Origin of the sequence: Pyxidicoccus sp. MSG2 (genome assembly GCF_026626705.1) — a bacterium.
Lineage (GTDB): Bacteria > Myxococcota > Myxococcia > Myxococcales > Myxococcaceae > Myxococcus.
In genome coordinates, this window is sequence record NZ_JAPNKC010000001.1 from 1,989,718 (window position 1) to 2,002,612 (window position 12,895).

1 protein-coding gene (cut by both window edges) is annotated in these 12,895 nt (G+C 70.9%); it reads left to right on the forward strand.

All 12,895 nt of this window come from inside a single coding sequence — locus OV427_RS07290, non-ribosomal peptide synthetase, on the forward strand. Of the gene's 47,568 coding nucleotides, 19,144 precede the window and 15,529 follow it; the stretch shown corresponds to coding positions 19,145-32,039 — codons 6,382 (partial) to 10,680 (partial); the first codon wholly inside the window starts at position 3. The start codon and the stop codon both lie outside this window.

Below are 12,895 nucleotides of genomic sequence, written 5' to 3' on the forward strand. Positions count from 1 at the left end.
CGCGCGACACGAGCCGCAGCCCGCTGTTCCAGGTCATCTTCGCCCTGCAGAACGCGCCCACCGCGGGCGTGAAGATGCCGGGGCTGGCGCTGCGCCCGCTGGAGGTGACCAACGCCACGGTGAAGCTCGAGCTGGAGCTGAACCTCTCGGACTCGCCGGAGGGCTACCAGGGCTCGCTGGGCTACAACACGGACCTGTTCGAGCCGGCGACCATCGACCGGATGGCCGAGCACTTCCGCACGCTCCTGGAAGCGCTCGTGGCCTGGCCCGACGCGCCCCTCGCGTCCGTGTCCATGCTGACGCAGGCGGAGCGTCGTCAGGTGTTGGTGAAGTGGAATGACACCGCCACCGAGTACCCGCGCGCCTCCACCCTGCCCGAGGTGTTCGAGCAGGCCGTGGCCCGTCATGCCGACAAGGTGGCGGTTGAATCCGGTGAGGCGAAGCTGACGTACCGGCAGTTGGATGAACGGGCCAACCCGCTCGCGCACCACCTGCGCGGACTGGGCGTGTCCACCGACTCGCGCGTGGCCATTGCCCTGGAGCGTTCGCTGGACCTGATTGTCTCCCTCGTCGCCATCCTCAAGGCCGGCGGCGCCTACGTCCCGCTGGACCCGTCGTACCCGCGTGAGCGCCTCGCCGCCATGGTGGAGGACGCGCGTCCCTCCGTGCTCATCACCTCGCGCGCGCTGCTCGCGAAGCTGCCCACCGAGGGCCTGTCCACCGTGGTGCTGGAAGAGGTGTCACTGGAGGCGCAGCCGACGTCGGCGCCGCCCCTGACAGCCCAGCCGCACAGCCTCGCGTACATCGACTTCACCTCCGGCTCCACCGGCAGGCCCAAGGGTGTCGGCACTCCGCAGGCCGCCGTGCTTCGCACCCTCTTCGGCAACGACTACGCGCACCTCGGTCCGGATGAGACCTTCCTCCTCATCGCGCCTGTCTCCTTCGACGCCTCCACGCTGGAGCTGTGGGGGCCGCTGCTCCATGGCGCGCGGCTCGTCGTCTTCCCGCCCCACTCTCCTTCTGACTTGAAGGAGCTGGAGTCGGTGCTGGTGAAGCACGGCGTCACCACGCTGCACCTCACCGCGGGCCTCTTCACCCAGGTGGTGGACCACAACCTCCCCGCCCTTCGTGGCGTCAAGCAACTGCTCACCGGTGGTGACGTGGTGAGCGCGCCGCACGTGCGCCGTGTCCTCGAAGAGCTGCGCATCCCCGTGACGGCCTGCTACGGCCCCACGGAGAGCACGCTCTTCGCGTCCACCCACCGGATGACCTCGGTGGAGCACGTGGGCACGTCCGTGCCCATCGGCAAGCCCCTCGGGAATACGCGGGTGTACCTGCTGGATGCCTCCAGCCGGCCGGTGCCCATCGGCGTCGTGGGCGAGCTGTTCATCGGCGGCGACGGCGTGGCTCGGGGCTACGTCGGCCAGCCTTCCCTCACCGCCGAGCGCTTCGTCCCCGACACCTTCTCCAGCGTTCCGGGTGCGCGCCTGTACCGCACGGGCGACCTGGCCCGGTGGCGCAATGACGGCGTGCTGGAGTTCCTCGGCCGCGCCGACGCACAGGTGAAGGTGCGCGGCTACCGCATCGAGCTCGCCGAAGTCGAAGCCGCCCTCCTCGCCTTCCCCGACGTGGCCCAGGCCGTGGCCCTGGTTCGTGAGGACGTCCCCGGCGACAAGCGCCTCGTCGGCTACGTCGCCGCTCCCGAGTCTCTCGACGTGTCCGCGCTGCGCGCCGCCCTCAAGCAGCGGCTGCCCGAGTACATGGTGCCCTCCGCCCTCGTGCGTTTGGACGCCCTGCCCCTCACCGCCAACGCCAAGGTGGACCGCAAGGCCCTGCCCGCGCCGGACGCCGCGCTGACCTCCGCCGAGGACTTCGTGGCTCCGCGCAACCCCACCGAGGAGAGGCTCGCGGAGCTGTTCGCAGGCGTCCTGCGCGCACAGAAGGTGAGCGTCACCGGCAACTTCTTCGAGCTGGGTGGCCACTCGCTGCTCGCCACGCAGATTGTCTCCCGCGTGCGCAAGGCCTTCGAGGTGGAGCTGCCCCTGCGTGCGCTCTTCGAAGCGCCCACCGTCGCCGCCCTCGCCGAGCGCATCCTCTCCACGAGCGGCTCCAGCCTGGTAACCGCGCCCGCGCTCGTCCCCGTGCCGCGCACCGAGCCGCTGCCGCTCTCCTTCGCCCAGCAGCGCCTGTGGTTCATCGACCAGCTCGAGCCGGGCAGCGCCTCCTACAGCATGCCCACCTTCGTGCGCCTGGAAGGGGAGCTCCACACCGAGGCCCTGCGCCGTGCTCTCACGGAGCTGGCGAGCCGCCACGAAGCCCTGCGCACCACCTTCACCCAGCAGGGAGACCAGCCCCTCCAGGTCATCGCCTCGCAAGGCGAGCTGCCGCTGGACTTCGTGGACCTCAGCGCCCTGGAGCCCGAGGCCGCCCGCGCCGAGCTGGAGCGGCACCTGCGCGCCGAGTTGCTCCGTCCCTTCAACCTCGCCACCGGTCCACTGGTGCGCGCTCGGTTGCTGAAGGTCCGTTCCACCGAGCACGTGCTGGCGCTCAACCTCCACCACATCGTCTCGGACGGCTGGTCCATGGGCGTGCTGGTGCGCGAAGTCGCCGCCCTCTACGACGCCTTCGCCCAGGGCCGGCCCTCTCCGCTGCCGCCTCTGCCCATCCAGTACGCCGACTACGCCGTCTGGCAGCGCCAGTGGCTCCAGGGCGCGGTGCTCGACGCGCAGCTCGGCTGGTGGCGAGAGCGCCTCTCCGGCCTCACCACCCTGGAGCTGCCCACCGACAAGCCCCGCCCGCCCGTCCAGACGTTCAACGGCGCCCACCTGCCCGTGACCCTGTCGCGCTCAGCGTCCGAGGCCATCAAGGTGCTTTGCCAGAAGGAGGGCGCCACGCCCTTCATGGCCCTGCTGGGTGCCTTCCAGGTGCTGCTGTCGCGCTACTCCGGCCAGCAGGACGTCGCCGTCGGCTCGCCCATCGCCGGCCGCCAGCGGGGTGAGCTGGAGGGCCTCATCGGCTTCTTCGTCAACACGCTGGTGCTGCGCTCCCACGTGGAGGACCACGCCTCCTTCGTCCACCTGCTGCGCCAGGTGAAGGAATCCTCGCTGGGCGCCTTCGCCCACCAGGACGTGCCCTTCGAGCGACTGGTGGAGGAGCTCCAGCCCGCGCGCGACATGAGTCGCAGCCCCCTCTTCCAGGTCATCTTCTCGCTGCAGAACGCGCCCATGCCCGCGCTGCGGAAGCAGGACCTGGCGCTGAGCATGGTGGAGGTGGACAACCCCACCATCAAGTTCGAGCTGCAGCTCAACCTCTCGGAGACGCCCGACGGCTACCAGGGCGCGCTGAGCTACAACACCGACCTCTTCGAGCACGCCACCGCCCTGCGCATGGCAGGCCACTTCCAGGTCCTGGTGGAGGCGCTCGCCGCGCGGCCCGAGGCACCGCTCGCCTCCGTCTCCATGCTGTCTCCGGTGGAGCGCCGGCAGGTGCTGCGCGACTGGAGCGCCAAGGACTCCGACTACCCGCGTGAGGCCACGCTGCCCGAGGTCTTCGCGCAGGTGGTCGCCCGCTTCCCAGGCCACGTCGCCGCCGAGTTCGGTGACTCGCGCCTCACCTACCGGCAGCTCGATGAGCGCTCCAACCAGCTCGCGCACCACCTGCGCCGGCTGGGCGTGGGTACCGACTCCCGCGTCGCGCTCGCCGTCGAGCGCTCGCTGGAGCTCATCGTCTCCCTCGTCGCCATCCTCAAGGCCGGCGGCGCCTACGTGCCGCTGGACCCGTCCTACCCGCGCGAGCGGCTGACCGGCATGGTGGAGGACACCGCTCCCCAGGTCCTCGTCACCACGCGCGCCAATCTCTCCAAGCTGCCCGCTGACGGACTCTCCACCGTCGTGCTGGAGGACGCCGCACTCGACTCCGAGCCGACTCACGCGCCGTCACTGGTGGCCCTGCCCGACTCGCTGGCCTACGTGGACTTCACCTCTGGCTCCACGGGCCGCCCGAAAGGCGTGGGCACCACCCACCGCGGCGTGCTGCGCACCCTCCTCGCCGCCGACTACGCCCGCTTCGGGCCCGACGAGGTCCTCCTCCAGTTCGCGCCCATCCACTTCGATGCCTCCGTCTTCGAAATCTGGGGCGCGTTGCTGCACGGCGCCCGCCTGGTAGTGATGCCCCCGCACGCGGCCTCATTGGAAGAACTGGGCCACGTCATCCAGTCCTCGGGCATCACCACGCTGTGGGCCACCATTGGCCTGTTCACCCAATTGGTGGACAACCCGCCGCCGGGCCTGACCGCGGGCACGGTGAAGCACGTCATGACAGGCGGCGACATCGTGTCGCCTGCCCACGTGCGCCGCGCCGTGGAGGGGCTGCGCCTGCCCGTCACCTCTTTCTACGGCCCCACCGAGACCACCGTCTTCGCCACGTCCTATCCGGTGACGCGCGCGGACCAGGTGGGCTCCACCGTGCCCATCGGCGGGCCCATCGGCGGCACCCGGCTGTACGTGTTGGACGCTCACGGCCAGCCCGTCCCCGTCGGTGTCGTGGGTGAGCTGTTCATCGGCGGCGACGGCGTGGCCCGGGGCTACCTCGGCCAGCCTGCGCTCACCGCCGAGCGCTTCATCCCCGACGCCTTCGGTGACGCGCCTGGTGCCCGCCTCTACCGCACCGGAGACCTCGTCCGCTGGCGCGATGACGGCGTGCTGGACTTCGTCGGCCGCGCCGACGCACAGGTGAAGCTGCGCGGCTTCCGCATCGAGCTGGGTGAAGTCGAAGCGGCCCTGCGCGCACACCCGGACGTCACCCAGGCCGTGGCCCTGGTGCGCGAGGACGTCCCCGGCGACAAGCGCCTCGTCGGCTACGTCGCCGCGCCCGAGTCGCTCGACCTGGGCGCCCTGCGCACCACCCTTAAGCAGCGGCTGCCCGAGTACATGGTGCCCTCCGCCCTGGTGCGCCTGGACGCCCTGCCCCTCACGCGTAACGGCAAGCTGGACCGCAAGGCCCTGCCCGTCCCCGACGCCGCGCTGCTCGCCTCCGCGGGGGCCTACGTCGCCCCCTCCAATCCCACCGAGAAGGCACTCGCCGCGCTCTGGGCCGACGTCCTTCGCGTCCCGCTCGTGGGCGCGCACGACAACTTCTTCGAGCTGGGTGGCCACTCCCTGCTGGCCACGCAGGTCATCTCGCGCATCCGCTCCACCTTCGGCGTGGAACTGCCCCTGCGCGCCCTCTTCGAGGCGCCCACCATCGCCGCCCTCGCCACGCGCATCGAGGCCGGCCGACTGACGGGACAGTCGCGGCAGGCGCCCGAGCTCGTCACCCTGTCGCGCGAGGGTGCGCTGCCCGTGTCCTTCGCGCAGCAGCGTCTGTGGTTCATCGACCAGCTCGAGCCCGGCAGCCCCGCCTACAACATGCCCGCCTTCGTGCGCATGGACGGCGTGCTCGACATCGCGGCCCTGCAGCGGGGCTTCGATGAACTGGTGCGCCGTCACGAAGCCCTGCGCACCACCTTCACCCAGCAGGAGGGACAGCCCCTCCAGCTCATTGCGCCCCAGGGCGAGCTGCCGCTGGTATTCGTGGACCTGGGTGGCCTGGAGCCCCAGGCCGCCCGCGCCGAGCTGGAGCGACGGCTGCGCGAGGACACCCTGCGCCCCTTCGACCTCGCCACCGGTCCGCTGGTGCGCGCGCAACTGCTGAAGCTGGGCGCCACCGAGCACGTGCTCGCCCTCAACATGCACCACATCGTCTCGGACGGCTGGTCCATGGGCGTGCTGGTGCGTGAAGTCGCCGCCCTCTACGAGGCCTTCTCGCACGGCCGGCCCTCGCCGCTGCCTCCGCTGCCTCTCCAATACCCGGACTACGCCGTCTGGCAGCGCGAGTGGTTGCAAGGTGCGGTGCTGGACAACCAGCTCGGCTACTGGAAGCAGCAGCTCTCCGGTGTCTCCACCCTGGACCTGCCCACCGACAAGCCTCGTCCTCCCGTGCAGACGTTCCACGGGGCGGACGTGCCCGTCTCGCTGTCGCTCGGCACCTCGAAGACGCTCAAGGCGCTGTGCCAGAAAGAGGGCGCCACGCCCTTCATGGCCCTGCTCGCCGCCTTCCAGGTGCTGCTGTCGCGCTACTCCGGTCAGCAGGACATCGCCGTCGGCTCGCCCATTGCCGGCCGCCCACGAGGGTCGCTGGAAGGGCTCATCGGCTTCTTCGTCAACACGCTGGTGCTGCGCTCGCAGGTGGAGGACGGCGCGTCCTTCCTCCAACTGCTGCGTCAGGTGAAGGAGTCCTCGCTGGGAGCCTACGCCCACCAGGACGTGCCTTTCGATCGGCTGGTGGAGGAGGTGCACTCCACCCGTGACATGAGCCGCAGTCCGCTCTTCCAGGTGACGTTCTCGCTGCAGAACACGCCCACGGCCTCCGCCCAGGGCAAGGGGCTGGCACTCCGCCCGCTGGAAGTCGAGAACCCCACCATCAAGTTCGAGCTGGAGCTCATCCTCGCGGAGACACCCGAGGGTGTGCGCGGCACGCTGCGGTACAACACCGACCTGTTCGAGAGCGCCACCGCCGCGCGGATGGCGGAGCACTTCCGCGTGCTGGTGGAGGCCCTGGTCTCCCGGCCCGAGGCCCCGCTGGATTCCGTCTCCCTGCTGACGGAGGCAGAGCGGCACCAGGTCCTGGTGGAGTGGAATGCCACCGCCACGGACTTCCCCGGCGACACGTGCGTCCACCAGCGCATCGAGGCGCAGGCGCGGCGCACCCCGGACGCACTCGCCGTGGAGTCCGACGACGCGCGCCTCACCTACCGCCAGCTGGATGCGCGCGCCAACCAGCTCGCGCATGCGCTGCGTGCCCGAGGCGTTCGCACGGGCGACCGCGTCGCGCTGTGCGTACAGCGCTCCCCCGACATGGTGGTGGGCCTGCTGGGCATCCTCAAGGCCGGCGCCGCCTACGTGCCCCTGGCTCCGGACTACCCGCGCGAGCGCCTGGCCTTCATGCTCCAGGACTGCGGCGCTCGCGTGCTGCTCACTCAGCAGTCCCTGCTCGGCCTGCTGCCCGCGGGCACGGACGTCCTGTGCCTCGACTCCGGCGGGGACACCTTCTCGCGCGAGGACACCGGTGCACCGGCCGTCACCGTCACCTCCGACGACGCGGCCTACGTCATCTACACCTCAGGCAGCACGGGGCAGCCCAAGGGCGTCGTCATCCCCCATGGCGCCCTCTTCAACCACATGGCGTGGTTCCTCTCCGCCTTCGGCCTCACCGCCGAGGACAGGGTGCTGCAGAAGACGCCGCTGAGCTTCGACGCCTCCGTCTGGGAGTGCTGGGCCTCGCTCATGGTGGGCGCGCCGCTCGTGCTCGCTCCACCCGAGGCCCATCGCGACCCGGCCGCACTGGTGGCCTGCGTCGTGCGCCAGCGCATCACCGTTCTCCAGGTCGTGCCCTCCATGCTGCGCTTCATGCTGGAGGAGCAAGGGCTGCGCGGCGCCACGCACCTGCGCTGGCTGTTCTGCGGCGGTGAGGCCCTGGCCTCCGAGCTGGCCCCGCGCCTGCGGGCGCTGCTCCCGCGGACGCGGCTCGTCAACCTGTACGGCCCCACCGAAACCACCATCGACGCCACGTCCGCGCTCGCCACGGGCCAGGAGCGCGGCACCACCGTGCCCATCGGCCGGCCGGTGGCCAACACCCGCCTCTACGTGCTCGACGGCCACCTGCGGCCCGTGCCTCCGGGCGTCCCGGGAGAGCTGTTCATCGGCGGCGCGCAGCTTGCCCACGGCTACCTCGACCGGCCCGCGCTCACCGCCGAGCGCTTCGTGCCCGATGCGTTCGCCTCCACGCCGGGCGCACGCCTGTACCGCACCGGTGACCAGGTGCGCTGGCTGCACGACGGCTCGCTGGAGTACCTGGGCCGCCAGGACTCGCAGGTGAAGGTGCGCGGCTTCCGCATCGAGCCGGGCGAGGTCGAAGCCGCGGTGCGCGCCCACACCGGCGTCCACGACGCGGTCGTGGTGGCCCGCGAGGACGTGCCGGGCCAGAAGCGCCTGGTGGCCTATGTCGTCCCTGTCACGCTGGACGTCGCGGGGCTGCGGGCGTCACTGCGCGAGCGCATGCCCGAGTACATGGTGCCCTCCTCCTTCGTGCCGCTGGAGGCGCTGCCGCTGACGCCCAACGGAAAGGTGGACCGCAAGGCGCTGCCCGCACCGGAGACGGCCCTCGCGAACGAGAGCACCTCGGTGGCGCCGAGGGACCCGACGGAAGAGGTGCTGGCCGGCCTCTTCGCCGGGCTGCTGCGACAGGAGCGCGTGGGCATCCACGACAACTTCTTCGAGCTGGGTGGTCACTCGCTGCTCGTCACGCAGCTGGCCTCCCGCGTGCGCACCGCCTTTGGAGTGGAGCTGCCACTGCGCGCCTACTTCGAGGCGCCCACCGTGGCCACGCTCGCCCTGCGCATCGCGACCGTCCGGAGCGAGAACAACCCCGCGGCGCCCCCGCTGCTCCCGGTGCCGCGCACGGACACGCTGCCACTGTCCTTCGCGCAGCAGCGCCTGTGGGTCATCGACCAGCTCGAGCCCGGCAACACGGCATACAACCTCCCCACCGTCCTGCGCATCCGCGGGGCTCTGGACGTAGCCGCGCTGGAGAAGTCCTTCACCGCGCTCGTCGAGCGGCATGAGTCGCTGCGCACCGTCTTCATCTCCCTCGAGGACGCGCCCATGCAGCGCATCCTCCCGCCAGCCGCCTTCCCGCTGACGGTGATGGACCTGAGCACCCTGCCGGCGGGTGAGCGTGAGGCCCGGGCCGAGCAACTGGCCATCGCGGAGACCCAGCGTCCGTTCGACCTGGCGCGGGGGCCGCTGCTGCGCGCCCTGCTGCTCCGGCTGGACACGGGGGAGCACGTGCTCGCGGCGACGATGCACCACATCGTCTCGGACGGCTGGTCCATGGGGGTGCTGGTGCGAGAGGTCGCCGCGTTCTACGGCGCCTTCGCCACCGGGCGCGAGCCGAGGCTTCCGCCCCTGCCGGTGCAGTACGCCGACTTCGCGGCCTGGCAGCACGGGTACCTGCGCGGCGAGGTGCTGGAGAAGCAGCTCGGCTACTGGCGCCAGCAGCTCAAGGGCGCGGCGCCCGTGCTGGAGCTGCCGACCGACAAGCCCCGTCCGGCCGTGCAGTCCATCCGTGGCGTCCACCTGCCGGTCCACGTGCCCGCGGGGCTGATGAGGCGCCTGGAGGCGCTGTGCCAGCACGAGGGTGTCACGCCATTCATGGCCCTGCTCGCCGTGTGGCAGGTGCTGCTGGCCCGCTACTCCGGCCAGGACGATATCGTCGTGGGCTCGCCCATCGCGGGCCGCACGCGCGCGGAGACCGAAGGCCTCATCGGCTTCTTCGTCAATACGTTGGTGCTGCGCACCCGGGTGGACCCGCGCGCCACCTTCCGCGAGCTGCTCTCCACGGTGCGGGCCACCACCCTGGGCGCCTATGAGCACCAGGACGTGCCCTTCGAGAAGCTCGTCGAGGAGCTGCGGCCCCAGCGCAGCCTGAGTCACTCGCCGCTGTTCCAGGTGATGCTCGTCCTGCAGAACACTCCGGCGGCCACCCTGGAGGTCCCGGGCGGAGCAGGGGGCGCGTCATCGCTGGAGCTACGCACGGTGGATGCGGAGATCCAGACGGCGAAGTTCGACCTCACGCTGTCACTGGGCCAGACACCGGACGGACTGTCGGGCACGCTGAGCTTCCGCACCGACCTGTTCGAGCGCCCCACCATCTCCCGGATGGTGGAGCACCTGGGCACGCTCCTGGAGGCCGCGGTCTCCACGCCGGATACGCTCGTGGGTGAATTGCCCCTGCTGTCCGCGTCCGAGCGCCAACAGGTGCTGGTGCGCTGGAACGACACGAGCCACGCGTCGGACTGGGACGGCGCGCTGCATGAGCGCTTCGAGGTGCAGGCCGCGCGTACTCCGGACGCCGTCGCGGTGCTCGACGACTCCGCTTCGCTGTCCTTCTCGCAGGTCAACCGCCGCGCCAATCAACTGGCGCAGGTCCTGCGCTCGCGCGGTGTCGGCCCCGAGGTGCGCGTCGCACTCTGCATGGAGCGTGGCGTAGACATGGTGGTGGCTGTCCTCGCCATCCTCAAGGCCGGTGGTGCCTACGTCCCCATGGACCCCGCCTACCCCCGCGAGCGCCTGGCCTTCATGCTCCAGGACTGCGGTGCTCGACTGGCTCTCACCCAGCGCCACCTGACCGAGCGTATGGAGGGCTCCGGTGTGGAGCCTCTCTACCTGGACGATGCTTCCACCACGCAGACGCTCTCGCGCGAGTCCGAGGCCAACCCGCCTCGCGTCACCTCGCCCGAGCACCTCGCCTACGTCATCTACACCTCCGGCTCCACCGGCCGCCCCAAGGGCGTCATGGTTCAGCACTCCTCCGTGATGAACCTGCGCGCCGCCCTCGCTTCGGCTGTGTATGCCGGAGCCGATGGCGCACTGCGTGTCAGCCTCAACGCGCCTCTCGCCTTCGACGCCTCGGTGAAGCAACTCATCCAGGTGGCCGACGGCCATGCCCTCTGCGTCGTGCCCCAGGCCGCACGTGAGGACGTCTCGCTGCTCAAGGCGTGGGTGGAGAAGCACCAACTCGACGTCCTCGACTGCTCTCCCTCCCACCTGCGCCTGCTGCTGGAAGAGGGGCTCGCGGCTTCCAGGCCACTGCGCGTGCTGGTGGGTGGTGAGGCCGTGGACGAAGCCCTCTGGGCGAAGCTGTCCGCCCACCCCTTCATCCACTGCTTCAACGTCTACGGCCCCACCGAGTGCACCGTCGACACCACCGCTCGCTCCATTCGTGGCTCCTCCAGGCCCACCCTGGGCGGCCCGCTGGCCAACGTGCAGGTCTACGTCCTCGACGAGCGCATGCAGCCGGTGCCCACCGGCGTCCCCGGCGAGCTCTTCATCGGCGGCGCGGGTGTCGCTCGCGGCTACCTCGGCCGCCCCGAGCTCTCCGCCGAGAAGTTCGTTCCAGACCCGTTCGGTACGGTGGCCGGTGGCCGCCTCTACCGCACCGGCGACAAGGTGCGCTGGCTCGCCAACGGCGAGCTCGACTACCTGGGCCGCATCGACTTCCAGGTGAAGCTGCGCGGCTTCCGGATTGAATTGGGCGAAATCGAAGCCGCCCTGGAGCTGGAGCCCACCGTCAGTCACGCCGTCGTGCTTGCTCGCGAGGACGTCCCCGGCAACCCGCGCCTCGTCGCCTACCTCGTCACGCCTGAGGGAGGCGCTCTCGATACGGCCGCGCTCCGCACCGCGCTGCTCCGCTCGCTGCCCGAGTACATGGTGCCCTCCGCCTTCGTCTTCCTGGCGGCACTGCCCCTCAACACCCACGGAAAGGTCGACCGCAAGGCCCTGCCCGCCCCCGAGGCCAGCAGCGAAACCAGCGTCACCTACGTGGCCCCTCGCACTCCTACGGAGACGCAGCTCGCCGGCATCTGGGCGGAGGTGCTGCACCTGGAAAAGGTGGGCGTCACCGACGACTTCTTCTCCCTTGGCGGTCACTCGCTGCTGGCGACGCAGGTCGTTTCCCGCATGCGCCGGGCCTTCGAAGTGGAGCTGCCCGTACGCGCCCTCTTCGAGGCGCCCACCATCGCCGCGCTCGCGCCTCGGGTGGAGTCCTCTCGCCAGTCCCATGGCGGCGAGAAGCTCCCGCCGCTGGTGCCAGTGCCGCGCACCGGCCCGCTGCCACTGTCCTTCGCCCAGCAGCGCCTCTGGTTCCTCGACAGGCTCCAGCCAGGCAGCGCCTTCTACAACATCCCCTTCGCCGCGCGGATTGACGGCCCGCTGCACCGCGAGGCGCTCACCCGCACCCTCCAGGAGCTGGTCCGCCGCCATGAGGCGCTCCGCACCACCTTCCACACCCAGGACGAGGGCGAGCCCGTCCAGCAGGTCCACCCGGACGCGGAGCTGACGCTGTCCTTCGTGGACCTGGGCAACCTCCCCGAGGCCCGCCGTGACGAGGAGGCCCGGCGTCAGGCGTACGCGGAGGCGCAGAAGCCCTTCGACCTGACGCTCGCGCCGCTGCTGCGCGCCACGCTGGTGCGGCTGTCGGACGAGTCCCACGTGCTGCTCGTCACCGTGCACCACATCGTCTCCGACGGCTGGTCCAACGGCATCCTCATGCGCGAAGTGGGGGCGCTCTACCCGGCCTTCTCGCGCGGGCTGCCGTCTCCACTGCCGCCGCTGCCGCTCCAGTACGCGGACTACGCGGCCTGGCAGCGCGGCTGGCTCCGCGACGAGGCGCTGGCGCGGCAGGTGGCGTGGTGGCGCAACAACCTCCACGGCGTGCCGCACGCGCTGGAGCTGCCCACCGACAGGCCCCGCCCGCCCGTGCAGACGGACCGCGGTGGCGTCGTCCACGTGAGACTGGGGGAGACGCTTTCGGCCGCGCTCCAGCAGTTGTGCGAGCGCGAGGGCGTCACACCCTTCATGGCCCTGCTGGCGGGCTTCCAGGTGCTGCTGTCGCGCTACTCGGGCCAGGACGACATCGTGGTGGGCTCGCCCATCGCCAACCGCCAGCGCACCGAGCTGGAGGGCATCGTCGGCTTCTTCGTCAACACCCTCGCCCTGCGCGGGCGGCTGGCGCCCGAGATGCGCTTCCGCGAGCTGCTCGCCCAGGTGAAGGAGACCACGCTCGGCGCGTACTCGCACCAGGACGTCCCCTTCGAGAAGCTGGTGGACGAGCTGAAGCTGGAGCGCGACCTGAGCCGCTCTCCGCTGTTCCAGGTGATGCTCGCGCTGCAGAACACTCCGCGCCAGCAGTCACGGGAAGGCGGCGGCGGTGCGGGCACCCTGCGCCCGCTGGAGGTGGACAGCGGCACGGCCAAGTTCGACCTGGCGCTGCTGCTCGCGAGCACGGAGGGCGAAATCTC